The sequence below is a fragment of the Paenibacillus hamazuiensis genome (genome assembly GCF_023276405.1).
GTDB classification, from domain to species: domain Bacteria; phylum Bacillota; class Bacilli; order Paenibacillales; family NBRC-103111; genus Paenibacillus_AF; species Paenibacillus_AF hamazuiensis.
In genome coordinates this window covers 3,238,330-3,262,410 of record NZ_JALRMO010000001.1, presented here as the reverse complement: position 1 = coordinate 3,262,410, position 24,081 = coordinate 3,238,330, and the positions used below count along the sequence as shown (strand labels likewise).

At 54.6% G+C, this 24,081-nt stretch carries 27 protein-coding genes; 23 read left to right on the top strand and 4 right to left on the bottom strand.

What is annotated here, in order from left to right; translation table 11 throughout:
• Positions 1-38 precede the first annotated feature (38 nt).
• From MYS68_RS14410 to gndA, 6 genes are all read left to right on the top strand, one after another.
• On the top strand, positions 39-635 hold the full coding sequence (locus MYS68_RS14410) for a hypothetical protein (RefSeq protein WP_248926512.1): 597 nt from the start codon (positions 39-41) through the stop codon (positions 633-635).
• A gap of 245 nt (positions 636-880) precedes the next feature.
• Positions 881-1,894, top strand: coding sequence for a LacI family DNA-binding transcriptional regulator (locus MYS68_RS14405; RefSeq protein ID WP_248926511.1), 1,014 nt, complete (start codon positions 881-883; stop codon positions 1,892-1,894).
• Positions 1,895-1,897: 3 nt separating this feature from the next.
• Entirely contained in the window at positions 1,898-3,169 is a 1,272-nt protein-coding gene (locus MYS68_RS14400; protein ID WP_248926510.1) for a nickel pincer cofactor-dependent isomerase, group 22, read from the top strand.
• Positions 3,166-4,722 (top strand): gluconokinase, encoded by a 1,557-nt coding sequence (gene gntK / locus MYS68_RS14395; RefSeq protein WP_248926509.1) that lies wholly within the window; start codon positions 3,166-3,168, stop codon positions 4,720-4,722. The genes MYS68_RS14400 and gntK overlap by 4 nt, the downstream gene beginning before the upstream one ends.
• A gap of 91 nt (positions 4,723-4,813) precedes the next feature.
• Complete coding sequence (locus tag MYS68_RS14390; RefSeq protein ID WP_248926508.1) at positions 4,814-5,581, top strand: SDR family oxidoreductase; 768 nt, start codon at positions 4,814-4,816, stop codon at positions 5,579-5,581.
• A gap of 30 nt (positions 5,582-5,611) precedes the next feature.
• The gene (gene gndA, locus MYS68_RS14385) at positions 5,612-7,021 is read left to right on the top strand and encodes an NADP-dependent phosphogluconate dehydrogenase (RefSeq protein WP_248926507.1); all 1,410 of its coding nucleotides are present in this window, start codon (positions 5,612-5,614) and stop codon (positions 7,019-7,021) included.
• 19 nt (positions 7,022-7,040) lie between these two features.
• Here the strand turns inward: gndA and MYS68_RS14380 are convergent, their stop codons facing one another.
• On the bottom strand, positions 7,041-7,376 hold the full coding sequence (locus MYS68_RS14380) for a hypothetical protein (RefSeq protein ID WP_248926506.1): 336 nt from the start codon (positions 7,374-7,376) through the stop codon (positions 7,041-7,043).
• A gap of 195 nt (positions 7,377-7,571) precedes the next feature.
• Between MYS68_RS14380 and MYS68_RS14375 the strand changes: the two genes are divergently transcribed.
• Positions 7,572-8,072 carry a shikimate kinase gene (locus tag MYS68_RS14375; protein ID WP_248926505.1) on the top strand — a complete coding sequence of 167 codons (501 nt, stop codon included), beginning with the start codon at positions 7,572-7,574 and terminating at the stop codon, positions 8,070-8,072.
• Positions 8,073-8,078: 6 nt separating this feature from the next.
• Here the strand turns inward: MYS68_RS14375 and MYS68_RS14370 are convergent, their stop codons facing one another.
• Positions 8,079-8,372: a rhodanese-like domain-containing protein gene (locus MYS68_RS14370; protein WP_248926504.1), complete on the bottom strand. Its 294-nt coding sequence runs from the start codon at positions 8,370-8,372 to the stop codon at positions 8,079-8,081.
• 118 nt (positions 8,373-8,490) lie between these two features.
• Here MYS68_RS14370 and crcB (MYS68_RS14365) point away from each other — a divergent pair, with 118 nt between their 5' ends.
• The 16 genes from crcB (MYS68_RS14365) to MYS68_RS14290 all read left to right on the top strand — a co-directional run bounded on the left by crcB (MYS68_RS14365) (position 8,491) and on the right by MYS68_RS14290 (position 21,900).
• Positions 8,491-8,868, top strand: a complete 378-nt coding sequence (gene crcB, locus MYS68_RS14365; RefSeq protein WP_248926503.1) for a fluoride efflux transporter CrcB — start codon at positions 8,491-8,493, stop codon at positions 8,866-8,868.
• A complete protein-coding gene (crcB, locus tag MYS68_RS14360) occupies positions 8,865-9,215 on the top strand; it encodes a fluoride efflux transporter CrcB (RefSeq protein ID WP_248926502.1) in 351 nt (116 codons plus the stop codon). Before crcB (MYS68_RS14365) ends, crcB (MYS68_RS14360) begins: the two co-directional genes overlap by 4 nt.
• A 19-nt stretch (positions 9,216-9,234) precedes the next feature.
• On the top strand, positions 9,235-10,530 hold the full coding sequence (gene aroA, locus MYS68_RS14355) for a 3-phosphoshikimate 1-carboxyvinyltransferase (RefSeq protein WP_248926501.1): 1,296 nt from the start codon (positions 9,235-9,237) through the stop codon (positions 10,528-10,530).
• Positions 10,531-10,566: 36 nt separating this feature from the next.
• Positions 10,567-11,406, top strand: a complete 840-nt coding sequence (locus tag MYS68_RS14350) for a C39 family peptidase (protein WP_248926500.1) — start codon at positions 10,567-10,569, stop codon at positions 11,404-11,406.
• Positions 11,407-11,420: 14 nt separating this feature from the next.
• Complete coding sequence (locus tag MYS68_RS14345; protein ID WP_248926499.1) at positions 11,421-11,846, top strand: CoA-binding protein; 426 nt, start codon at positions 11,421-11,423, stop codon at positions 11,844-11,846.
• Between the two features lie 25 nt (positions 11,847-11,871).
• The gene (gene thiE, locus MYS68_RS14340) at positions 11,872-12,522 is read left to right on the top strand and encodes a thiamine phosphate synthase (protein ID WP_248926498.1); all 651 of its coding nucleotides are present in this window, start codon (positions 11,872-11,874) and stop codon (positions 12,520-12,522) included.
• A gap of 497 nt (positions 12,523-13,019) precedes the next feature.
• Positions 13,020-13,607, top strand: a complete 588-nt coding sequence (locus tag MYS68_RS14335) for a hypothetical protein (RefSeq protein ID WP_248926497.1) — start codon at positions 13,020-13,022, stop codon at positions 13,605-13,607.
• An 82-nt stretch (positions 13,608-13,689) separates the two neighbouring features.
• Positions 13,690-13,908: a hypothetical protein gene (locus MYS68_RS14330; RefSeq protein ID WP_248926496.1), complete on the top strand. Its 219-nt coding sequence runs from the start codon at positions 13,690-13,692 to the stop codon at positions 13,906-13,908.
• Positions 13,909-13,932: 24 nt separating this feature from the next.
• Positions 13,933-14,259, top strand: a complete 327-nt coding sequence (locus MYS68_RS14325) for a spore coat protein (protein ID WP_248926495.1) — start codon at positions 13,933-13,935, stop codon at positions 14,257-14,259.
• Positions 14,260-14,587: 328 nt separating this feature from the next.
• Positions 14,588-16,477: a glucose PTS transporter subunit IIA gene (locus MYS68_RS14320; RefSeq protein WP_248926494.1), complete on the top strand. Its 1,890-nt coding sequence runs from the start codon at positions 14,588-14,590 to the stop codon at positions 16,475-16,477.
• Positions 16,470-18,233 (top strand): phosphoenolpyruvate--protein phosphotransferase, encoded by a 1,764-nt coding sequence (gene ptsP / locus MYS68_RS14315; protein WP_248926493.1) that lies wholly within the window; start codon positions 16,470-16,472, stop codon positions 18,231-18,233. Before MYS68_RS14320 ends, ptsP begins: the two co-directional genes overlap by 8 nt.
• Entirely contained in the window at positions 18,223-18,762 is a 540-nt protein-coding gene (locus MYS68_RS14310) for a type 1 glutamine amidotransferase domain-containing protein (protein ID WP_248926492.1), read from the top strand. The genes ptsP and MYS68_RS14310 overlap by 11 nt, the downstream gene beginning before the upstream one ends.
• Positions 18,734-19,159, top strand: coding sequence for a VanZ family protein (locus MYS68_RS14305; RefSeq protein ID WP_338043574.1), 426 nt, complete (start codon positions 18,734-18,736; stop codon positions 19,157-19,159). Before MYS68_RS14310 ends, MYS68_RS14305 begins: the two co-directional genes overlap by 29 nt.
• Before the next feature lie 116 nt (positions 19,160-19,275).
• Complete coding sequence (locus MYS68_RS14300; protein WP_248926491.1) at positions 19,276-19,695, top strand: hypothetical protein; 420 nt, start codon at positions 19,276-19,278, stop codon at positions 19,693-19,695.
• A 418-nt stretch (positions 19,696-20,113) separates the two neighbouring features.
• Complete coding sequence (ccpA, locus tag MYS68_RS14295; RefSeq protein ID WP_248926490.1) at positions 20,114-21,130, top strand: catabolite control protein A; 1,017 nt, start codon at positions 20,114-20,116, stop codon at positions 21,128-21,130.
• 68 nt (positions 21,131-21,198) lie between these two features.
• Positions 21,199-21,900: a 5'-methylthioadenosine/adenosylhomocysteine nucleosidase gene (locus MYS68_RS14290; RefSeq protein ID WP_248926489.1), complete on the top strand. Its 702-nt coding sequence runs from the start codon at positions 21,199-21,201 to the stop codon at positions 21,898-21,900.
• Between the two features lie 152 nt (positions 21,901-22,052).
• Here the strand turns inward: MYS68_RS14290 and MYS68_RS14285 are convergent, their stop codons facing one another.
• Together MYS68_RS14285 and MYS68_RS14280 are read right to left on the bottom strand one after the other, a co-directional pair.
• Complete coding sequence (locus tag MYS68_RS14285) at positions 22,053-23,228, bottom strand: acetoin utilization protein AcuC (RefSeq protein WP_248926488.1); 1,176 nt, start codon at positions 23,226-23,228, stop codon at positions 22,053-22,055.
• Between the two features lie 22 nt (positions 23,229-23,250).
• Complete coding sequence (locus MYS68_RS14280) at positions 23,251-23,883, bottom strand: GNAT family N-acetyltransferase (protein ID WP_248926487.1); 633 nt, start codon at positions 23,881-23,883, stop codon at positions 23,251-23,253.
• Positions 23,884-24,081: the final 198 nt, after the last annotated feature.

Below are 24,081 nucleotides of genomic sequence, written 5' to 3'. Positions count from 1 at the left end.
GAAAGCCTGGCGGGAACACTACTTGGGAGGGGATTGCCGTGAGTAAAAGTCATGAAGTGGAGTACTGCAACCTAGAGCTGCGTTTCGATCGTCGGCTAATCCGTAACTTTATAAAAGCGCTGATCCAGGAAGGCTATTCCTTGTATTGGAACGAAAACGACCAGCAGTTCATCATCTCGATCCGCACCGGCCGCAAGCTTGTGAAGCTGAAGTTTCAACGCATCGGCGAGCGTTACAAAATCGTCGGCAACTACTCGTTTAAAGATGAAAAGCTGGCAGAGCTTATGGAGAAAATGATCGGCGATACCCGGGGCCACGCGGTTGTCAAACGGTTCAAGGACCGACAAATTCTCATTGAAAATATTATGTTCGGCGAAATCATCCGGATGGTTGAAATTTCGGGGGTGGAGCATAAGGTGCTGTTCCAAAAAGAACCGTTTGTTACCGTGGAGGAAATGATGCAGGCGTTTCGTTCCAAACGTCCGGATGAACGCATCCCGGTGCTCAGGCTGGAGCTTGATTACGAGCTTGCCACACTGAGCGATGCGCTGAAGGCTGGAGACTTGAAAGCGATTCAGGAGAGCAAGGAAAGGCTGAAGGAGCTGCGTCATGAAATGCTGCTGCTCGAAGTGTGAGGGGAGGAAAAGGAACAATTCCCCGAAAAGTGAAAGGAGCCCTGGCAGCCTATCCCTAGGGAGCTCTCGGTGATCCGCAAAAATTCAGCTGCGCATGATTTGCTAAACATAAATATAATGGCCTGCGCGATACGTGCGCAGGCCATTATTCTATTTTTGCGGGGCCATGACGATTTTTGCGAAAATGGTGAAAACCGTTGTTAACGTGTGCACTACTATGTTATGATGGACGCGAGGTGGTAGATTTGGTCACCATTAAAGATATTGCGAGGCTGGCAGGCGTATCGCACACAACGGTGTCGCGAGCGCTCAACGACAGCCCGCTTATCAATCCGGATACGAAGGAACGGATCAAGGCGCTTGCCGCCGGACTTAATTATTCGCCCAATTTCAGCGCAAGAAGTCTCGTGCTGGATCGATCATACAATATCGGGCTGTTTTTTTCAACGCTGCAAACGGGAACGTCTGCGGGTTTTTTCTATGAGGCCGTTCGCGGAGTGAACGACATCATCAAGTCGCAGTACAATCTCGTGGTCCGCGGAATTGACGATTATAAATCGTACGAGTCGATTACGCGGAAAAGCTTCGACGGCATTTTGGTCATGAGCCAAAGCGAAGCGGATCAGCCGTTCATCGAGCATGCTGCGGCCAAAGGCATTCCGCTTATCGTGATGAACCGCCCGGTGGAAAACGCCCAGGTGATGAACATGATTCCAGACGACCGCGGCGGCGCTTACCGCATCGTCGAATATTTGATCGAGCAGGGCCACAGGCGCATTGCGATTATTGAGGGAAAAGAAAGCTTCAAATCGACGCAGTCCCGTCGGGAAGGTTACTTCGATGCGCTGAAAAAGCATGGGCTGACCGTTGCGCTTGGATACCGGGTACAAGGGAACTATAACCTGGAGAGCGGTTATACCGCGATGAACAAGCTGCTCAAGCTTCCGGAGCGGGATAGGCCGACCGCAGTGTTTTGCTGCAACGACGAGATGGCGCTCGGCGCCATCAAAGCGATCCATGAGAAGGGGCTGAAGGTACCCGGCGACATGTCGGTTGTCGGTTTTGACGCCCAGCTGTTTTCCGGGTATACGTCGCCGGCTCTGACGACGGTCCGCCGGCCGATCGAGCAGATCGGCAGGGAAGGCGCGGCGCGGCTGCTCGAGGGCATCGAGAAAAAGCAGATTGCGAAGGAAACCATTTACTTTCACACGGAACTGGTTATCCGGGACTCCGTACAACACATATCGGGAGGCGCATAAGCGATGAGTATTTTGAGAAAAGTGCTGGAGGACATTCCGATTCCGCAAATGGTCCGCATCCGGCAAAAATTCGATGCGACCAAGCTGGACAATCCGGCGGAGGTGCTGAAGCAGGAGCTGCAGAAGCCCGGAGCGGTCGATACGCTGAAGCCGGGACAGCAGGTTGCCGTCGCCGTCGGCAGCCGCGGCGTCGCCAACATCGCGCTGTTCACGAAAACGACGATCGACGCGATCAAAGCGGTTGGCGCACATCCGTTCATCGTGCCCTGCATGGGCAGCCACGGCGGTGCCACCGCCGAAGGGCAGCGCGACGTGCTGCATCATCTTGGGGTGACGGAGGAAGCGATGGGCGCTCCGATCCGTTCGTCGATGGAAGTGATTCAGCTCGATCAGCTGCCGAACGGCCTGCCGGTCTACGTCGACAAGATCGCCTCGGAAGCTGACGCGATCGTCGTGATCAACCGCGTCAAGCCGCATACGGCGTTCCGCGGTCCGATCGAGAGCGGCATCATGAAGATGATCGCCATCGGCCTCGGCAAGCAGAAGGGCGCGGAAGCGTGTCACCAGCTCGGCTTTAAGTACATGGCCGAAAACGTGCCGGCAATGGCCCGCATCATGATCGACAAGCTGCCGATCAAATTCGGCGTTGCGCTTGTGGAGAACGCGTACGACGAAACGTGCCGCGTCGAAGTGCTGCCGGCTGCGCAAATCGAAGAGCGCGAGATCGAGCTGCTTAAGGAAGCGAAGGCGCGCCTGCCGAAAATTTTGTTCGACCAGATCGACGCGCTGGTGATCGACTACATCGGCAAAAACATCAGCGGCGACGGCATGGATCCGAACATCACCGGGCGTTATCCGACGCCTTATGCGCACGGCGGTCCGGACGTGTCCAAGATGGTCGTGCTCGATCTGACTCCGGAAACGAAGGGGAACGCCAACGGCGTCGGCACGGCCGACTTTACGACGCAGCGTCTCGTGGACAAGATGGACCGCGACGCCACGCAAGTCAACGGGCTGACTTCAACGGTATGCGCGCCGACCAAGATCGCTACGACGCTGGAAAACGACTATTACGCGATCAAGGCGGCCGTCAAGACGTGCAACATTCTCGATTACACCAAATGCCGTCTTGTCCGCATCAAAGATACGCTGCACCTCGGCGAAATCGAGATTTCCGTCAACATGCTGGAAGAAGCGCGCCGTCACCCCGACATCGAAATTATTTCCGAGCCTTACGATCTGCAATTTGACAGTGAAGGGAATTTGGTGAAATGAGTTCCACATCCGCAAACAAGCCTTACATCATCGCCGCCGATTTGGGAACGACCAGCGCGAAGACGCTTGTGATCGACCGTGACGGAAATGTGCTCGCCTCCCATTCGGTTGAATACCCGCTGTATACACCAAGGCCGGATATGGCCGAGCAGGACCCGGATGAAATATTCCGGGCGCTGCTCGGCGCCATTCAGGCTGTCGTCGTCAAGGCGGCCATCGCGCCGGAGCAGGTGCTCTGCGTGTCGTTCAGCTCGGCGATGCACAGTTTGATCGCGATCGACCGCGATCTGTATCCGCTCACGCAATGCATCACATGGGCCGACAACCGCAGTGCGGGATACGTAAGCAAGCTCAAAAACGAGCTGGACGGCCATCAAATTTATTTGAATACGGGGACGCCGATTCATCCGATGTCGCCGCTTCTCAAGCTGATGTGGATGAAGGACAACCGGCCGGATCTGCATCAAAATGCGTACAAGTTCATCGGCATTAAGGAGTACGTCTTCGCCAAGCTGTTCGGCGAGCTCGTGATCGACTACTCGATCGCCAGCGCAACAGGCATGTTCAACCTGCGCAATCTCGATTGGGACGAGCAGGCGCTGGCGACAACCGGCATCCGCCGCGACCAGTTATCCAGACCGGTGTCGACGACGTACAAGCTCGAAGGCATGAAAAGCGAATATGCTCAGGCGATGGGCCTTCGCACCGACACGCCGTTTGTCGTCGGCGCTTCCGACGGCGTGCTGGCTAATCTGGGCGTAGGCGCACTCGATAAGGGCGTCTATTCGGTAACGATCGGCACGAGCGGCGCGGTGCGCGGCGTCGTGCGCGAACCGATCACCGACCCGAAGGGCCGCTTGTTCTGCTATGCGCTGAACGAACATTTCTGGTGCGTCGGCGGCGCGATCAACAACGGCGGCATCATGTTCCGCTGGGTGCGCGACCAGCTTGCCACGCTGGAAGCGGAGGAAGGCCGGCGCCGCGGCATGGATCCTTACGATTACCTGACCGAGCTGGCGGCATCGGTGCCGGCCGGGTCGGACGGGCTGATTTTCCTGCCGCTGCTTGCCGGAGAGCGGGCTCCGTATTGGAACGCCAACGCCCGAGGCGTATTTTTCGGCTTGTCACTGTACCATCAGAAGACGCATATGATCCGTTCCGTGCTGGAGGGCGTCATGTACCGGATTCATTCTGTCGTGTCCGCACTGGAAGAAATGAACGGCAAAACGAAAGAAGTTCGTGCTTCCGGAGGTTTCGCGCGTTCGCCGTTCTGGCTGCAAATCATGGCGGATGTGCTCGATACGCACGTGGCGGTGCCGACTTCGATCGAAAGCTCCGGACTGGGAGCAGCGCAGCTTGGCATGCTGGCGATGGGCGAGATCAGCGACTTCTCGGGCGTCAACCACTGGCTCCATGTCAATCATCATCATGAGGCGAACCCGCAAAACGTGGAGATTTACCGCCGTCTGACGAAAATTTACAGCAACGTGTATCACCAGCTTCGCGGCGACTTCGACGCGATTGCCGAATTCCAGAAAGAGTTCACGAAGTAACGCATCGTTAATCTTCGGATAACGAAAATGAAGGAAGGTCTTCCCACCTGTTTTCAAGTGGATTATAATGAGACGAATGGAGGCAACACCGATGAATTTATTTGACTTGACGGGAAAAACAGCGGTTATTATCGGAGGCAACAGCACCTTGGGCGGTGCGATGGCCGTCGCTTTGGGCGGCCACGGCGCGGATGTCGCCGTTGTCGGACGCAACGCGGAGAAGTCGGAGGCGGTAGCCGCCCGCATACGCGAAGCAGGGGGCAACGCCAAAGTGTTCAGCGCCGATGCAACCAGCGCAGACGATTTGAAGCAGGTGCTTGCGGACGTGCTTGCCTGGACCGGACGCGTCGATGTGCTGATGAACGCCCCGGGCAAAAACAGTCCGACGCCGTTTTTCGACATCACGATGGAGGAATATGATTCCATCATGGAAGTTAACGTGAAAAGCGTCGTGTTAGCGTGTCAAATTTTTGGGAAACATATGGTGGATCAAGGCGAAGGCGGCAGCATCATCAACATCTCGTCCGCTTCTTCCGAAATTCCGCTTTCCCGCGTATTCACCTACTCGGCATCCAAGGCGGCCGTCAACAACATGACCAGGTTTTTGGCCCGCGAATTCGCTCCCGCCCGCGTTCGCGTCAATGCGATCGTTCCGGGTTTTTTCCCGGCTGAACAAAACCGCAAAATTTTGTCCCCGGACCGAGTCGAATCGATCATGCGCCATACGCCGATGAACCGTTTCGGCGAAGCCGAAGAGCTGCAAGGCGCAGCGGTGTTCCTGGCCTCCGAGAAAGCGTCGAGCTTCGTGACCGGCGCCCTCATTCGCGTGGACGGCGGCTTCGGAGCAATGACGATCTAAATATTTCAGATAGAGAGGATGAAAGAAACCATGTCCAAACAACAAATCGGCGTAATCGGCCTGGCGGTAATGGGCAAAAACCTCGCTCTCAACATCGAGAGCCGCGGGTTTACCGTTTCCGTGTACAACCGTTCCCGCGAAAAAACCGACGCTCTGCTGGAAGAAGCGAAGGGCAAAAACCTCGTAGGTACATACTCCATTGAGGAATTCGTCGCTTCACTCGAGACGCCGCGCAAAATTTTGATCATGGTCCAGGCGGGCAAAGGGACGGACGATACGATCAACTCGCTCATTCCGCATCTGGATAAAGGCGACATCGTCATCGACGGCGGCAACGCTTATTTCCCGGATACGCAGCGCCGCAACAAGGAGCTGGAAGCACACGGCATCCGCTTCATTGGCACGGGCGTTTCCGGCGGCGAAGAAGGTGCGCTTAAAGGACCTTCGATCATGCCGGGCGGCCAGAAGGACGCTTACGAGCTCGTCGAGCCGATCCTGACGGCGATTTCCGCGAAAGTGGGCGGCGACCCTTGCTGCACGTACATCGGACCGGATGGCGCAGGGCACTACGTCAAAATGGTGCACAACGGCATCGAATACGGCGACATGCAGCTTATTTGCGAAGCTTATCATCTGCTGAAAGACGTGCTCGGCGTCAACACCGACGAGCTGCACAGCATTTTTGCAGAATGGAATAAAGGCGAGCTCGACAGCTACCTGATCGAGATCACCACCGACATTTTCACGAAAAAAGATCCGGACACCGGCAAGCCGATGGTCGATGTGATCCTCGATTCCGCCGGCCAAAAAGGTACAGGCAAATGGACGAGCCAGGATGCGCTGAATCTCGGCATTCCGCTGTCGATCATCACGGAATCCGTGTTCTCGCGTTTCCTATCCGCCATGAAGCAGGAGCGCGTTGCTGCAAGCAAGGTGCTCAGCGGACCGGCTGCCGCTCCGTTCGACGGCGACCGCGCCGAGTTCGTCGAAGCGGTGCGCCAGGCTTTGTACGCGAGCAAAATTTGCTCCTATGCGCAAGGCTTCGCGCAAATGCGTGCGGCTTCGGAGGAATACAACTGGAACTTGGATTACGGCAGCATCGCAATGATCTTCCGCGGCGGCTGCATCATTCGCGCCCGTTTCCTGCAAAACATCAAGGACGCGTACGACCGCAATCCGGAATTGAAAAACCTGCTGCTGGACGACTACTTTAAAAACGTCGTGGAGAAATATCAGGCGGCATGGAGAAAAGTGATTTCGATCGCAGTCAGCCGCGGCATTCCGGTGCCGGCCTTCGCTTCCGCTTTGGCTTATTACGACAGCTACCGGACCGAGCGTTTGCCGGCTAACCTGCTGCAGGCACAAAGAGACTATTTCGGGGCGCATACGTTCCAGCGTCTCGACAAAGAAGGCACCTTCCACTTCAACTGGATGGAGTAACGGCTGGGGAGGTTGCGGGCTACCGGTTTCGTTCTTGCGGAATCAGCCCGTGGGAAGCTTCCGTGACCCATTTCTTCAAACGGTCGGCTTCTTGATCGAAGCCGTTGCGGCGCTGAATCAACATCAGCGCGACCTCGGCGAAATAACGGAAATTTTGCAGCAAACGTGGTTGGGGAAGGCTCAGCAAGTTCGGGTCTTCCTCAGCCACCTTTTTTTTGATATACTCCAAAATCCAAACGACTTCGTCCCGGCAAAGCGGAGTGGCCGGATCCATGATATGGTTCAGCTTTTGCTGGGTCGGGTTGGCAGCGGCAGCGGGAGGCTGCGGGCTGCGGCTCGGCTGGGCGGAATGCATGACGGTACATCTCTCCTTGATCAAAGATAGAGCACGGCTTGTATACATATAAGCATAACATCATAAAATGGAATTTATTCACAATCTATCATATGAAAAGAGACAAGATTGTATTCGTCAGGTTATCCTTCTGTGGTATGATATGAAAATGGCGAGATATTTGGATCAAGGGAATGCATAAAGAAGGGGCAAAAAATGATGGCAAAAAATATCGTGTTGATTGGCATGGCAGGCACCGGAAAGTCGACGGTTGGACAAGCGCTGGCCGCAGCACTCGGCTGGGAATGGGTTGATACGGATCAGGAAATCGAACGCGAGCAGGGGATGCCGATATCGCAAATTTTTGCGGAGCGGGGAGAGCCGGAATTCCGGGCGATCGAGACGGATATGATCCGGCGTATGCTGGACGGGGAAAAACGGGTTGTATCCACCGGCGGAGGGGCGGTCCTCGCCGAGGCGAACCGCCGCGCGATGACCGAGGGAGGCCTCGTCATCGCGCTGAAAGCTCCGGCTGAAGTGATCATCGAGCGGGTCCGCTCGGACAGCAGCCGCCCTCTGTTTCAAGGCAACGTCGAGGAGCGGGTGCGGACGCTAGCCGAGCAAAGAAAACATGCCTACGATTTCGCCCATGTAGCTGTCGATACATCCGCTTATACGGTCGAACAAATCGTCCGCCATATAAAAGATCGGCTGTAAGGGCGGTCAGATTTGCTCCCAGGCGAGCATGCCGCCGGTCATGTTGACCAGATTGTCGTAGCCATGATGCTGCAAAAATTCGATTGCGCGGCTGCTGCGGTTACCACTGCGGCAAATCATAATGGTCTCGCGGTCTTTCGGAATTTCGGCGAAACGATCCGGTATTTCTCCCAGCGGGATATGGACGGCGCCCGGAATCATGCCTTGTGCGACTTCCTCCGGCTCGCGGACGTCGATCAAAGTCAGACTTTCACCTTGCGCCAGCCGCTCTTTCAGTTGTTGTACGGTGATCGTTTTCATATCGGGAACCTGCTTTCTGTAAGATTGTGGAAAAATATGGTTTTGGCGAATAACTGCGGGCTTTGTTAGTTCCATAATATTGAAATGCCGGCAAAGAGTCAAACGGAGGGGATTCCCTTTGAGGATATTGTATATCGGCGCGGCCGGAGTGCTCGGAGCGCTCTCCAGGTACGGTTTGTCCATATTGTTCAATCCCGACCGGCTGACGGCGATGCCGATAGGAACGCTCATCTGCAACTATGCCGGGTGCTTCTTTCTCGGCTGGCTTGCAAACGCCAAAGGCTTGAGCGCGCGCCCGAACCTTAAAGCGGCGATAACGACCGGCTTTATCGGCTCGTTTACGACGTTTTCCGCATTCAGCGTCGAATCGGTCAAGCTGCTGCAGGCGGACCTGCCGGGTATGGCGGCCGCTTATTTTCTTTTCAGCCTATGGGGCGGCCTCGGGTTGGCCTGGCTCGGTTACGCGGCAGCGGGAAAGGGGGGAGGCGAAGCATGATCTGGAACGTCGTTCTGGTCGGTGCCGGCGGTTTTTTGGGAGCGATCGCCCGCTACGGCTTATCCGGGTTCATTGCAAAACGGTTTCCAAGAACGATTCCGTATGGTACACTGACTGTAAACGTGCTCGGTTCGTGGCTTCTTGGGTTTATGGCAGGCCATTCTGCGGATCCCCGGTTTGTGCTGCTGTGGGGCACCGGATTTATGGGGGCTTTTACGACGTTTTCCACCTTCAAGCTGGAAAATGTGAACCTGCTCAGGGGGGGCCGATGGGGCGCCTCGATTTTATACACGGGAATGAGCTACAGCCTCGGAATTTTGCTTGCATATGCGGGCTACATAAGTTGAACAGGAGAGATACATAACGATGAAAGCCATTGTCAAGCCAACCGGCCGGTTGGAAGGAACGATTAACGCCTTATCTTCGAAAAATTACACGACCCGTTATATGCTGATCGGCGCTTTGGCGGAAGGGACAAGCACCGTTTATTATCCGGCGCACAGCGAAGACAGCGATGCGATGCGCCGCTGCATCAAAGATTTGGGTGCCATCGTCGAAGAAGACGACGAGAAGATGACGATTACCGGATTCGGCCGGAAGCCGAAGGACGTGAAGGAGCTGAACGTCGGCAACGCCGGTGCGGTGCTGCGTTTTCTGATGTCCGTCGCTTCCTTCTGCCCTGAAGTTACGTTTATCAATGCCTATCCGAACTCGCTCGGCAAAAGGCCGCACGACGACTTGATCGTTGCGCTGCAGCAAATGGGCGTCGAGATCGAGCACCAGAACGGCAAGCTGCCGATAACAATCCGCGGAGGCCATCCGCGCGGCGGAAAGATCAGCGTATCCGGCAACGTCAGCTCGCAGTTTCTCAGCTCGCTGCTGTTCATGACGCCGCTGCTGGACGAGGACAGCGAAATCGAAGTGCTGCACGATCTGAAATCGAAGGTCATCGTTGGACAGACGCTTGAAGTTATCGAACAGGCCGGAGTACGCATCGAAGCATCGGCTGACCTGATGCGATACAAGGTGCCGGGCAAACAAAGGTACAGCCCGCAGAAATACGTCGTGCAGGGTGATTACCCCGGCTCTGCGGCGATTTTGGCGGCGGCGGCGGTCACGAACTCCGATGTGAAGGTGCTTCGTCTTGAGGAGAAAAGCCGCCAGGGCGAACGCGCCGTTGTTGATGTATTGCGTGCGATGAACGTCAACCTGACGCATGACAACGGGGTTGTTCATGTACAGGGCAATCAGCGGCTTACGGCCGGCGAATTCGACGGCGACCATTTCACGGATGCGGTGCTTGCCATGGTGGCGGCGGCTGTATTCGCGGAAGGCACGTCGCGGTTTTACAACGTCGAAAACCTGCGTTACAAGGAGTGCGACCGGATCACCGATTTCGTAACCGAGCTGCGCAAGGCGGGGGCAAACGTCGAGGAGCGGCAAAGCGAAATTATCGTTCACGGCCGTCCGGAAGGCGTACCCGGTGGAGTAGAGATCAATGCGCATTACGATCATCGCGTTATTATGGCGTTAACCGTCGTCGGCTTGCGTTCGGAAAAGGGGCTTACGATTCGCGACGCTCATCATGTCGCCAAGTCGTATCCGCAATATTTCGAACATCTGCTGTCGCTTGGCGCGAATATCGAATTGGTACAGGATTAATTCACCGGCATCCATAGATGATCAGGAGGGGTGTGGATGGTTAGAGTCCTGTGGGCAGGGATGAAAGTGACATTCGGCTTTTTTCTCATCGTCGGTCTCCTGTTTGCCAGCGGCGTCTTCACCCTTTTGCTGTATGCCAAATATACAGGCAAAGAGCTTTTCGCCGCTGAGCGGGAGGTTTCAGGATCAATTGCTTATGCCGAAACGGCTGCGGGCAGCAATCCTCCTACCGCCAAGGCCCAGACGGCTCCGGCAGCGCCCGACCCCGCGCCCAAGAAATCAAACATGATCGACGCTCCGCTCATCCGCCAAAAGCCGGAGCTGCCATCCGGGTGCGAAATTACGAGCCTCACGATGCTGCTGCAGTTTTACGGCGTAAAAAAAAGCAAAATGGAACTTTTGCCGGAAATGAAAGTCGATAAGACACCTCTCGTGAGAGGAAAGGACGGCTCGATCATATCGTGGGGCAATCCGAACCTCGGATTTGTCGGCGACGCTACAGGCCAATCGGGGAGAGGATTCGGCATCTACCATACGGCGCTGGCGGATTTGTTGAAAAAATACGTGCCGACGGCGGTGGACTTGACCAGGCAGCCGTTTGAGAAAGTGGAGCAGCAAATTTTAAACGGCATTCCTGTCGTTGCCTGGACAACGATCGATTATCGGGTGCCGAGCGAGTGGGTCATATGGGATACGCCGATAGGGCCGATTCAGACCACATTTATGGAGCATGCCGTGCTGGTGGTCGGAGTCGACGAAGAAGCGGTATATGTGAACGATCCGCTGAGCGAAAAAGCGAAGCAGCGCATCGACAAGGATCAATTTATCGCAACGTGGGAAGCTATGGGACGGCAGGCCCTTTCGTACAACAAATAAGGAGGTTGAGCAAAATGGCATTCGAAAATCCTTCCCGCGAACGGATCAAGGAAATACTGGCAGGTGCCGGCAACATTGCCGTTGTCGGGCTGTCCGACAATCCGGAACGGACTTCGCACATGGTCGCCGAGGCGATGCAAAAAAGAGGTTACCGGATCATTCCGGTCAATCCGAACGCGCAAACCATTTTAGGCGAAAAATGTTACGCATCCTTAACGGATATCCCGGAGCCGATCGATATCGTCAACGTGTTCCGCCGCAGCGAACATATTATGCCGGTTGCCGAAGAGGCTATTGCGATTAAAGCGAAGGTGCTCTGGCTGCAGCTGGGCATCGTCAACGAAGAAGCGGCTGCGCTGGCGCAGCAAAACGGGCTCGAAGTGATTATGGACCGCTGCATCAAGGTGGAGGACGCGATTTTAAACCCGCGCAACGCATAAACGCGAACGGTAAGGTGTGAATATGGTGCTTCGTCAACGAATCAGACAATATTTGCCGCTCTATCTGGTCATGGGTTTGGAAGGGAACGGCAGGCTGAGTGCAGTAGAAGTGGCCCGCGAAGCGTTGGAGGGCGGGGTTACTTTACTGCAGCTCAGGGAGAAAAACGAACCGATGCACAAGGTGCTCGAGCAAGGCCGACAAATCCGCGATCTGTGCCGCAAATATCACGTTCCTTTCATCGTTAACGACCGGATTGACGTCTCCCTCTTGCTGGATGCGGACGGCGTCCATGTCGGCCAGGACGACATTCCGGGCAGCGATGCGCGCAAGCTGCTCGGCCCGGGCAAAATCATCGGCATCTCCGCCGGCAATCTGGAAGAAGCCGAATACGCGATTGCGCAGGGGGCCGATTATTTGGGCGTCGGGGCGATCTATGCGACGATGTCCAAAAGCGATGCCGGCGATCCGGTAGGCACGGGCCTGTTGTGGCATATCCGGCAGCGTTGGAACGTACCGATGGTCGGCATCGGCGGCATCACGCACGAGAACGCTCATCATGTGATCAGCGGCGGCGCAGACGGCATCGCGGTCGTTTCGGCCATCACGAAGCAAATGTCGCCGCGCAGCAGCGCCAGCCTGCTGTATCAGACCGTCAAAGAAGCGCTGAGCAAATAAGCTTGCCATGTTCATTGGCAAGCTTTTTGTTTTCATTTTTTTGTATTTGCTTGGTATGGTAACTTTTTGATTGATTCGCTTACACGGTTCATTCAAAAGTAGAGCGTGCCTGCCATAGGTTTTGCGCAGCAAAACCATGGCAGGCAAATGCGGGATCGAGGCACTGAGAAGCTTAACCGGGCACCGCTCCAAAAGTGAAGCGTGTCCGGCATAGGATTTTTGCCTGAAAGCAAAAATCCATGCCGGACAAACGCGAATTAGAAGCGAGTACCTACTCTAAACGGGCGGGTCCAGGGCGCCCGAGCGCCTGGGGTCCCCCCAATGGGGGGACTTAGGGGGGAAGCAAGAGGTATTCCGTGGGCGGACTTTCCAGTTTCGAACATTCATAAAAATACAAGCCGCCTGAGAAAATAAGAAAGGCTTCGTAAATGGGAAACGACTTTTAAAGGTTCTCATTTGGAAGACTCAACTTAAAATCTCCAAGGAGGCTTTAACGAATGTATAACCAGTTCCAAAACAACGCATTTCAAGGTTCTTTCGGCAGCACCGGCTTTGTAGGTTCCCAATATCGCGGAAACACAGCTAAATACCAGCCGGTTGGTTTCGTTCAATCCCAATACGGCGGTGCTGCATCCAATGCGTTCGGCAGCCAGTTCCAGCCTTCTCAGCAGCAGCAATGGCAGCAAACGAATCCGCAAGCTTACCACACCGCTAACTACCGCGGAAACCAACAGGGACACGACCAATATTTGAGAGCGGACTCTGTACAGCCGGCCCAATCTCAATTTGGCATCGGGGCTTCCAGCTTTAACCAAGGCATCTCTTCGTTCGGAAGCAGCATCGGCTCCCAATGGGGTGCAGGCCAATCTTCCTATTCGAGCTATCAAACGAACCCGCAAGCGTACCATACGGCTAACTACCGCGGGAACCAGCAAGGTCATGACCAATACCTGAGAGCGGACTCCGTGCAGCCGGCTCAATCCCAGTACGGCATTGGCGCAAGCTCTTCCTTTAGCCAATTCCCGTCTTCGAGCTTCCAAAACCAAAGCCAATTCGGCGCCAGCAGCTTCGGCCGCCAATTTTAATCTGCTGTAAATTTAGCAATAAAACGATGCCGCGGCGGGCCTGTTCAGGGCCCGCCCATTTCTTGAAACGGGGGGAAACGCCATGCCGAATAATGCTCAAATGACAGCGGACCGGAATCTTTTTTCCGATAAAGAGCTGCATTATATCAAAGACTTCATGTCCTGGGAGCTGCTGGCGATGAAAAAATGCGCCGATGCCGCAAGCCGCTGCGAAGATCAGGAAATCCAGCAGTTGATTCAGGAAGCGGGGAAGAAACATATCCAGCATTTCGAAACGCTTTTAGCCCAGCTGCCATCTTAACATCATTGTAAAGGGGGACTTTCTTTGGCTGCGCAAATCGCTGTACCCCAAACCGGACAACTCCCGAAGGTAAAGGGCCCGGAAATCAATGACCGCGACCGGATCAACGATATTTTATCGTTTGAAAAATATTTGACCAACGGCTACAACACCGGCCTGAACGAAATGCAAAACCCTAAGCTGCGGCAAACGGTCTTTGACATTTTGAACGACATTCATCAGCTCCAGTTTAAAATTTTCGACACGATGTTCCAAAAAGGCTGGTATAAGATGAAAGCCGCCGACCAGCAGGAGATCGGCCAAATCCAGCAGCAATTCGCAAACTATAAAACGCAGTTCCCTCAGTTTTAACAATAACGAGGAGTACAGGCACTAGCCCGGTACTCCTTTGTTTTATCTTTTGTTTGTTTTGTTTAATTTTTATGTTTGGTCAGGGCAAGACAATCGCGAATTTGAGCACATAAGTACCTCGGGAGCACTTCGTGTCCCAAACGATTGGGGTTAAAGCGGGTCCAGGGCGCAGCGCCTGGGGTTCCCCTCTTGCGGAGGCGGATTTAGGGGGAGGCAATCGTTTTGAAAACTCCCTTTGGAAAAGAGCCGGGGCAATAAACTTTTGACAAAACGCCCGTATCGATTTACCATCGTAATAGTATGTTTTTAATAGGGAGGGACAACGTCCTTGAACTGGATGGGGAATTTGCAGCAGTTAGGCCGCTCCCTCATGCTTCCCACGATCGCCCTTCCGGTCGGGGCGATTTTGCTGCGGCTCGGGAATTTGCCCTGGGAAAGGGTTTCTTTGGAACGTTTGGGGGACATATTCACATTCGCCGGAGAAATCGTATTTACCTACCTGCCGATGATTTTTGCGGTCGGCGTAGCGCTGGGTCTCACGGAAAGCGCGGGAATCGCCGGCATGTCCGCCCTGATCAGCTACTACATGTTCACGCAAACGACCCAGCATTATTTGGGTCCGTCTTTTCAGCTCGGGGTGCCCGGAGGCATATTGATCGGGCTGCTTGCGGCCATCACGTATCACCGCTTCAAAAATATCCAGCTTCCCGAATACATCCAGTTTTTTGGCGGATCCCGCATCGTCCCGCTGGTGATGGGGATCGTCACTTTGCTGCTGTCATGGCTGATGGTGGAAATCGGCCCGTTTTTGGAGCGCTGCATGGAAAAGCTGTCTTGGGCGATATTGTCGCTCGGCGGTTTCGGGACGTTTCTGTACGGCGTCATTTACCGGCTCCTCGTACCCTCGGGACTGCACCATGTATTCAATAACTTTTTCTGGTTTCAGATCGGTGCTTACCAAACCCAGGGACGCATGGTGTACGGCGATTTGCCGCGTTTCTTTGCAGGGGATCCCACGGCAGGCATTTATATGGCCGGATTGTACCCGATCATGATGTTTGCACTGCCGGCCATCGCCTTTGCGATCATTCAGGAAGCGCGTGAAGACCTGAAGCCGAAAATCAAGGCGACGTTTCTGATCGCGGCGCTTTCTTCCTTTTTGACCGGGGTCACGGAGCCGATCGAATTCGCGTTTTTGTTCGTTGCGCCTTATTTGTTCGTCGTTCATGCGATTTTGTCCGGGTTGTCCATGTGGATCTCGTATTATTTCGACATCCATCACGGCTTCTCTTATTCGGCCGGAGCGATCGATTTCCTGATCAACCTGCATTTGGCGAAAAACGGCTGGCTCCTCATTCCGATCGGGGTAGCATACGGAGCCGTCTATTATGTGCTGTTCCGCTGGGCGATCCGCCGCTTTCGCATTCCGACCCCAGGGCGGGAAGAGGGCTCGCCGCTCGAAGAATGGGCCGGCGACATTCCGTACCGGTCTCCGCTTATTTTGCAGGCGCTGGGGGGCAAGGAGAACGTCCAAAAAATCGAAGCGTGCATCACCCGTCTTCGGTTGACGCTTGTCAACGACCGGTTGATGGATATCGCCGCGCTCAAACATCTGGGAGCGGCAGGAGTCATCCGACTGGGCGGCGGTAATGTGCAGGTCGTGTTCGGCACCTACTCCGAGCTGATCCGCGAGGAAATCAAAAAGGTGCTTGGCAAAGACATCCGACAGGTGCTGTTCAGCTCGCCGATGCAGGGACGTATGATTCCGCTCGAAGAAGTGCCGGATAAAATTTTTGCCGGAAAAATCGTCGGAAACGGCGTTGCTTTTATCCCGGAAAAAGGCGAGCTCGTGGCGCCCGTTGCCGGAACGGTCACGCTGCTGTACCCGACGCTGCACGCGCTGGGAATTAAAACCGAGGAAGGGCTGGAGGTGCTGCTTCATATCGGGATTGATACGGCCGCTTTACAGGGCAAATGGTTCACCGCTTTCGTCAAGGAAGGCGATGAGGTGGAGGTCGGCCAAACGTTGGTACGATTTAACCTGCAAAAGGTGAAGAAAAACTGCACCTCGCTGGCGACGCCTATGCTGATTACGAACGTAGACCAAGTGAAATCATGGAGCTTTGCGCCGTATAAAGCTGTAAAAAAAGGGCAGGCGTCCGTGATGTCCGTCGTACTGAAAACTGCAGCACGTGAGGAGGGGACTTCCTTTGGTTGAGGGGATAGGAGCATCACCGGGCATCGCAATGGGGAAAGCATTTGTCATTCCGGCGTGGGAGTGGGATTTTCCGGAGAAAATGATCGACGTGGCCGACTTGGCCTACGAGTTTGAACGGCTGTATGACGGCATCCGCTGCTCCAAGACGGAGATCGAACATATCAAGACGGAAATCGCTGCGCTGATCGGCGAAGAAGAATCGACGATTTTCGATGCGCATTTGGCGATACTGGAAGATCCGATTTTCATGAACGAAGTTCAAAGCATCATGCAGCGGCAGTACAAGGCGGCTGAGGTCGCCGTAAGAGAAGCCATCGACAAATTTGTCGGCATGTTCGATCTGCTGGACGACCAATACATGAAAGACCGTGCGCTTGACATCAAGGACGTTGGAAACCGCCTGCTCAAGCATCTGCTCGGCAAACTCGAGGAAACGGCGCTGCCACTTGACCAGCCGTATATTCTGGTTGCCAAGGAGCTTTCTCCATCGCATATGGCCCATCTCGATCTCAGCCAGGCGCTGGGCCTTGTGACGATGCTGGGCGGGAAAACGTCGCATGCGGCGATTATGGCGAGAGCGATGGGCATCCCTTACGTGCTCGGCCTTGAGGGCAAGCTGCAGCGGCCTATCCAGACCGGAGATTACATCATCATCGACGGCGAAGAGGGCGTTGTCCACATTAACCCGGATGCGAAGCTGGTGGAAGAGTATCGGCAGCGGAAGCAGAAATGGCTGCAGCTGCGCGAGAAGCTGCAGGAGCTTGCCGACGTTCCGGCTACGACGACCGACGGTTTTACCGTGCAGTTGGAAGCGAACATCAGCTCCGTCAAGGAGCTGGACCAGGTGATATTAAACGGGGCGTCCGGCGTCGGCCTGTTCCGCACCGAGTTTTTATATATGGATCGGGACAGCCTGCCGAAGGAAGAAGAGCAGTTTGAAGTGTACAGGCAGGTGGCCGTCCGCCTTGGGCAAAAACCGGTCATTATCCGTACGCTCGACATCGGCGGGGATAAAAATCTGGACTACATTTCCCTACCGGAGGAGGAAAATCCGTTCCTCGGCTACCGGGCAATCCGGATTTCGCTCGATCGCAAAGATTTGTTCAAAACGCAGCTGCGGGCGATACTGCGGGCAAGTCATTACGGAAACGTGAAGATCATGTATCCGATGATATCCTCGCTCATCGAAGTCCGGCAGGCGAATCAGATTTTGGAGCAGGCGAAGAACGAATTGGAGAACGAGCAGATTCCGTTTAACCGGAATATCGAGGTCGGCGTCATGATCGAGGTGCCGGCCGCGGCGATCGTCGCCGATCTGCTCGCGCAAGAGGTGAATTTCTTCAGCATCGGCACGAACGACCTGGTGCAGTACGTGCTGGCGGTCGACCGGATGAACGAATCGATCGCACACCTGTACGATCCGTATCATCCGGCCGTGCTGCGTCTGCTTAAGCATACTGTCGATGCGGCAAGGCGCCATCGGATTCCGGTGAGCGTTTGCGGAGAAATGGCAGGCGATCTCAGGGCGGTGCCCATCTGGCTTGGCCTCGGCATTACCGAGCTCAGCATGTCGATCCAGTCGATCCTGCGGATCAAGAACAGCATTTTGCAAAGCGGGCAAGCGGAATCCGCCGGCCTTATGGACGAATTGTTCGCCTGCAAAACAAGTGAGGCGATCGTGGAAATACTGAACCGTCATCTTCGTCAGGAGATGTTGGCCAAATCATGTACAGGAGGAGAACAACATGGAACTTAAAGGGCATAAAGTTTTAGCGGTTGTCGACGAAGAGTTTGAAGATTTGGAGATGTGGTATCCGGTGCTGCGTCTGCGTGAATCGGGAGCCGAGGTGCACGTGGCCGGACCGAAGGCAGGGCAAACGTATCACGGCAAATACGGCGTTCCGCTTACGGCGGAATATGCCTTCGATCAGGTGCGGTCCGAAGATTACATAGGGCTGTATGTACCGGGCGGGTGGGCGCCGGACAAGCTGCGCCGTTATGCCGACGTGCTGCGTCTGACGCGGGAGTTTCATGCGACGCAAAAGCCGATTGCGCAAATTTGCCATGCCGGCTGGGTGCTTATCTCCGCGAAAATCGTGAACGGTTTTACGATGACGTCAACTCCGGGCATCAAAGACGACCTGGAGAACGCCGGCGCGATCTGGGTGGATGAGGAGGTCGTGGTGGACCGCAATATCGTTTCGGGCCGCCGTCCGCCGGACCTGCCGGCATTTACAAAGGAGTATGTTCGCGTACTTGCCGAATACATCCGAAAGCAAGGATGAGCCGATGAAATATTTGCTGCGTTGTTCGCCCTCCGTCATTTGGATGGGCGTTATTTTTTACTTATCCTCCCGGACAGGGGACGATCTCGGAGGATGGCTGCCTTTCTTCCGGCAGTTTATTCCCGGGCTGGAAAGCTTCGATGTAGGCCATTTCTTTGCATATTTCATTCTGGCGATCACCTACGCTTGGGCATTCCCTCCGCACAAGCTGACATGGAAGGGGAAGCTGAGGGTTATCCTGCTTTGCCTGCTGTACGGGGTCACCGACGAATATCATCAGTCGTTTGTGCCCGGCCGCACCCCCGATTGGCACGACCTGCGCAACGACGGAATCGGCGCGCTTCTTGCAATGCTGTTCATTTCGATTCCGTTCGTGCGCAAACGGTTTAGCCTGTAAACATGCCATATTTTACTACAACTTCGCAAGCAGGAGTTTGCGCTGCAAAATCGAATATTTTGTACTAACGAAGTTTAAGACTGGCCGTTGTTGTCGCAGGTTGGGGGAGTGATGATGTGCAAAAAAATTGCAGGTGCGGAGGTACGATGACGATAAGGCTGCGCACCGTTATTTATCAAAACAAGGTGGAGATCGAAAACGTGCCGATTTTTTCATGCGATTCGTGCCACAAGAGCGAAGTGTTTGCCGAGGTGAAGCCGAACTTGACCGGGCTCATTGCCAAGCTGGGCGGCAAGCCGGAAAAACAGCAGCTTCATTTTGACGAGCATTGCGAGATCGCCCATCTGATGATGAAAGTGACGGAGAAGAGGCATTTGTCGGATCCTGTGGAAACGATTATTCAGGAAAGGATCAACGAATTGCTCGATTTGCTTCTGCTCGCCCAGTCCGTGCAGGACGAGGCGTGGATAGAGGACGTGCGCGGGCGTCTGTCCCAAATCAGCAAACATGCAATGTCCGTTAACGACCTCTCCTAATCTAGCATAGAGGCATAAAGCTTTGACTCGAAGCAAAATGGACGAACATATATCCGAGTTTTTAGCGGAAGCGAATCTCGCGGTAATGATGACATCAGTTCCGCTGACAGCTTCTAACTGATTATCGCCAAAAAAATTGTTGGCCGACTCGCGAGAGTTGGCTTTTTTGGCTTTTTTTTGCTACTATAAGTTTATGAAAACTGTTTTCATTGAAAATGTGAAAAAATTGTCGTATGATTAGAGCAATACGAAAAGCTTCCGAATCGAAGACTTTTCGAAGAAGATACATTCGTGTTTAGAGGAAGCTTTTCCTCCGTGCAGAAGTTTCATAGCGCTTTAGCGCATTAATGAACTTAAAATTGTGACACTCATGCAAAGCACATTAGTTTGCCTTTTATTTTATATGACATTGGAGAGAATGACCGTGACCGTGACCATTTACGATGTAGCCAGAGAAGCAGGAGTATCGATGGCAACCGTTTCTCGCGTTGTCAATAACAATCCGAACGTAAAACCGCAAACCCGCAAGAAGGTATTCGAAGCGATCGAACGGTTAGGCTATCGCCCCAACGCCGTAGCCCGCGGATTGGCCAGCAAAAAAACGACGACCGTCGGCGTTGTTATCCCGGACATTTCGAATTCGATTTTCTCCGAGGTGGCCCGCGGCATCGAAGATATCGCCAACATGTATCATTACAACATCATCTTGTGTAATGCCGACAAGAAAAAGGACAAGGAAATCCGCGTCATCAATACGCTGCTGGAAAAACAGGTCGACGGCCTGCTGTTTATGGGCGGCGCCGTGACGGACGAGCATATCCAGGCGTTCAAGACGTCTTCCGTGCCGATCGTGCTTTGCGCGACGGCCGATGAGAACAAAATGATTCCTTCGGTCGATATCGACCATGAAGGGGCCGCTTTTGACGGCGTGAACGTGCTCATTCAAAACGGCCACCGCGATATCGCGATGATCAGCGGCTCATTGCAGGATCCGGCCAACGGCTATGCGCGTTATCAAGGCTATAAGAGAGCTTTGGAAACGGCCGGCATTCCGGTGCGCGAGGATTACGTGCGAATCGGCAACTACCGCTATGAGTCCGGAGTGGAAGCGACGAAATATTTCCTCGGCTTACCGCAGCGCCCCAGCGCGATTTTTGCCGCAACGGACGAGATGGCGATCGGCGCGATCCATACGCTGCAGGATAACGGCTTGCGTGTGCCGGAAGATGTATCCGTCATCAGTGTAGACAACATTCGCATGGCTTCGATGGTGCGGCCGACGCTTACGACGGTGGCGCAGCCGATGTACGACATCGGCGCGGTTTCGATGCGCCTCTTGACCAAGCTGATGAACAAAGAGACGAAGGAAGGCGACTTGACGCAGGTTATTTTGCCTCATGAAGTCATTCACAGAAACTCGGTGGCTCATAAATAATGAGCCGCTTTTCTTTTGTCCGGCAGAGCCTTATCGTTTGAGGAGCAGCAGAAAGGGGAAAACGAACAGTGAGCTATAACAGGATCGGTTTAATCGGCGCGATGAATGAAGAGATCGAACGGTTCCATCAGCATATGGAGCAGGTGAAGGAAACCCGTAAAGCGGGGATTGTCTTCCGGGAAGGCGTCTTTTTCGGCAAAAACGTCGTCCTTTGCAGATCCGGGGTCGGCAAAGTGAACGCGGCGGTGACGACGCAAATTTTGATCGATACGTTTCGCGTGGATGCGATTATTTTCACCGGAGTGGCGGGAGCGCTCGATCCGGATTTGGACATCGGCGACATCGTGATTTCCGCGGAATGCATGCAGCACGACATGGATGTGACGGCCCTCGGCTTTCCGAAAGGAACGATCCCGTACGAGGAGCGTTCCGTATTTGCCGCAGATGCCAAACTGGCCGATCTCGCTGCGGAGTCGGCGGACCGGCTGCACGAGGGCAAGGTGAAGCGGGGAAGAGTGTTGTCCGGCGACCAGTTTATAGCAGACCGACAAACGGTACGCTCGCTGCACGAGGAGCTGTCCGGCACCTGCACCGAGATGGAAGGGGCGGCTGTAGCGCAGGCGTGCGCAATGAACGAAATTCCGTATGTCGTCATCCGTTCGATGTCCGACAAGGCGGACGGCTCCGCACATATCAACTTCGCCGAATTTACGGTAAAAGCGGCGGACAACTCGTATCGCATTGTCGAAGATATGGTGAAACGGCTGTAACCATGTCTCCCAAACGCGACGTGCCTTTAAAGCCTACTTCCGTTTGAGCGGCCAAGCCGCTTGCACCAGCTCTGCGACCCGCGAACGGGCATCGCGGATTTGCTTCGTCAAAAGTGTTGGTATTACTTTTTGGGAGAGTCCACGGTGTGCCGCTATCCGATATACATGAGCGCCAGTTCAAGCGTTTGCTTGTTTTTGGCGTTGATTTCCAGACGCCTGGGCATCGGCTCCCAGGCGTTTTTGTCGTCGAGCCAGGCGGGCGGCAGCTCCACCGGGCTTTCGCTCTGCCAGCGGTTGCGCCAGCTTTCCGGCAAATGCAGCTGCGGATGGCTCTTGAGGCTGCGCGCGATCTCATGATCGCTCATCTCGAGCCACAGCAGGCTCCAAGCCCGCGGAACGACACGCCATATGTCGTAGCCGCCGCCGCCCAAGGCGATCCACCGCCCGCCGCAATGCTCGTGCGCCAGCCGATGGATCGTTTCCGGCATCGCATGGTAGATGTCCATGCTGCAGTGGATGTGCGCGAGCGGATCGTAGGCGTGCGCATCGCAGCCGTGCTGAGATACGATGACGTCCGGCCGGAAATGCCGGACCGCTCGCTCCAGCACGGCATGAAAGCAGGCGAGCCACGACTCGTCCTCGGTATACGGCTCAACCGGCATGTTGATCGCCGTGCCGAACGCAGCGCCTTCTCCGCGCTCCGCGACGCCTCCCGTGCCTGGGAATAAATATTTGCCCGTCTCGTGGATGGAAAAAGTGCACACCGACGGATCGCTGTAAAACATCCACTGCACGCCGTCGCCGTGATGCACGTCCGTATCGACGTAAAGCACTTTGGCGCCGTATTTCATCTGAATGTAAGCGATCGCCGCCGCCGCGTCGTTGTATACGCAGAAGCCGGCCCCTTTGCCCGGCAGCGCGTGGTGCAATCCGCCGCCGAGATGCAGCGCATGGTCCGTTTCACCGGACATGACAGCTTCCGCGGCGGCAATGGAGCCGCCGACTACCCGAGCCGTAGCCTGGTGCATATTCGGAAAATACGGCGTATCCTCGGTGTCGAGGCCGTACGTGCCGGCCTTACGCACCCATTCGGGTGCCGGCAGCTTCTCGCTAAGCGCTTTCACCGCTTCGACGTAGGAGGAGGTGTGCACCCGCAAAATATGCTCGTCCTGCGCCATAGACGGCGGCCGGACGCTGGTCTTAGGAAGCGCGCCGGCCTGGCGCAGCAGATCGACCGTGAGCAGCAGACGTTTTTGATTGAACGGATGGTCGTCGTTAAACTTATATTCGGTTTCGTGTTCGTCGAAAAAGAACAACGGCTTTTTCATTTTGATTCCTCCCGGAGGCTTCCTAATACATGAACCGCTGTCTGAAGCGGACGCGGTCGAACTGCTCGACCGAAGACAGAGGCACGTTTTTCCCGATACGTACCATCAGGCAGTTGGCCGGATGCGAGCATATTTCCGGATCGTCGGTTGCAAACCAGACCATATCGACGCATTTCATCAGCTTTTCCATCATCTCGCGGTATTCCCAGACGTTCAGCCCGCTTTTTTCCAGGTCCCAGTGCCAGTAATACTCCGTTGTAAACACGATCATATTTTCCAGCTGTCCGTCTTCGAAGGCGAGTTTGATCATTTTTTTGCCAAGTCCGAGCCCTCGGAAATCGTCGGCTACCTCGATCGCTCCGAGCTCGATCAAATCGGACATACCGCCTTCGGACCACCGCTCGAGCTCGTCCGGGTAATGGAACGTGACGTAACCGACGATTTGCGTGCCGACTCGGGATAAAATAATGCGCCCCTCCGGAAGCTGCGCAATTTCAATTAGTGCCTCGAATTGATCCTTGGGCCGGCGGAATGCGTCCAAATCCGGGTGCATCGTCAAAGTTTGCAAAAACTCGGGAGAGACGGGGCCTTCCACCACGATCTCACTGTCTTGATAGGGTATATGTAAAGCATGGTAAATTTTGATATGCTCCATCAACAATTTCTCCTTCACGGCAGGCCTTATCTAACTTTATCAAATTATTCCTGGGCAGAAAAGACGATAGTCTAATAAAAAGGACTATGCTATAATAGCATTGCTGCCATAAATTAGACATATGATTATTTCGGATATGAAAGCGTTTTAATCGGCGGCAAAAACCTTATCATAAAGAAGCATGCCGGCTTCGTAAAA

Bases quoted from the DNA above. Each gene is read 5' to 3' on its own strand.
- MYS68_RS14400 (WP_248926510.1), top strand. From the start codon at position 1,898: ATGAGTATTTTGAGAAAAGTGCTGGAGGACATTCCGATTCCGCAAATG.
- gntK (WP_248926509.1), top strand. From the start codon at position 3,166: ATGAGTTCCACATCCGCAAACAAGCCTTACATCATCGCCGCCGATTTG.
- MYS68_RS14390 (WP_248926508.1), top strand. From the start codon at position 4,814: ATGAATTTATTTGACTTGACGGGAAAAACAGCGGTTATTATCGGAGGC.
- gndA (WP_248926507.1), top strand. From the start codon at position 5,612: ATGTCCAAACAACAAATCGGCGTAATCGGCCTGGCGGTAATGGGCAAA.
- MYS68_RS14380 (WP_248926506.1), bottom strand. From the start codon at position 7,376: ATGCATTCCGCCCAGCCGAGCCGCAGCCCGCAGCCTCCCGCTGCCGCT.
- MYS68_RS14375 (WP_248926505.1), top strand. From the start codon at position 7,572: ATGATGGCAAAAAATATCGTGTTGATTGGCATGGCAGGCACCGGAAAG.
- MYS68_RS14370 (WP_248926504.1), bottom strand. From the start codon at position 8,372: ATGAAAACGATCACCGTACAACAACTGAAAGAGCGGCTGGCGCAAGGT.
- crcB (WP_248926502.1), top strand. From the start codon at position 8,865: ATGATCTGGAACGTCGTTCTGGTCGGTGCCGGCGGTTTTTTGGGAGCG.
- aroA (WP_248926501.1), top strand. From the start codon at position 9,235: ATGAAAGCCATTGTCAAGCCAACCGGCCGGTTGGAAGGAACGATTAAC.
- MYS68_RS14350 (WP_248926500.1), top strand. From the start codon at position 10,567: ATGGTTAGAGTCCTGTGGGCAGGGATGAAAGTGACATTCGGCTTTTTT.
- MYS68_RS14345 (WP_248926499.1), top strand. From the start codon at position 11,421: ATGGCATTCGAAAATCCTTCCCGCGAACGGATCAAGGAAATACTGGCA.
- MYS68_RS14335 (WP_248926497.1), top strand. From the start codon at position 13,020: ATGTATAACCAGTTCCAAAACAACGCATTTCAAGGTTCTTTCGGCAGC.
- MYS68_RS14330 (WP_248926496.1), top strand. From the start codon at position 13,690: ATGCCGAATAATGCTCAAATGACAGCGGACCGGAATCTTTTTTCCGAT.
- MYS68_RS14310 (WP_248926492.1), top strand. From the start codon at position 18,223: ATGGAACTTAAAGGGCATAAAGTTTTAGCGGTTGTCGACGAAGAGTTT.
- ccpA (WP_248926490.1), top strand. From the start codon at position 20,114: ATGACCGTGACCGTGACCATTTACGATGTAGCCAGAGAAGCAGGAGTA.
- MYS68_RS14285 (WP_248926488.1), bottom strand. From the start codon at position 23,228: ATGAAAAAGCCGTTGTTCTTTTTCGACGAACACGAAACCGAATATAAG.
- MYS68_RS14280 (WP_248926487.1), bottom strand. From the start codon at position 23,883: ATGGAGCATATCAAAATTTACCATGCTTTACATATACCCTATCAAGAC.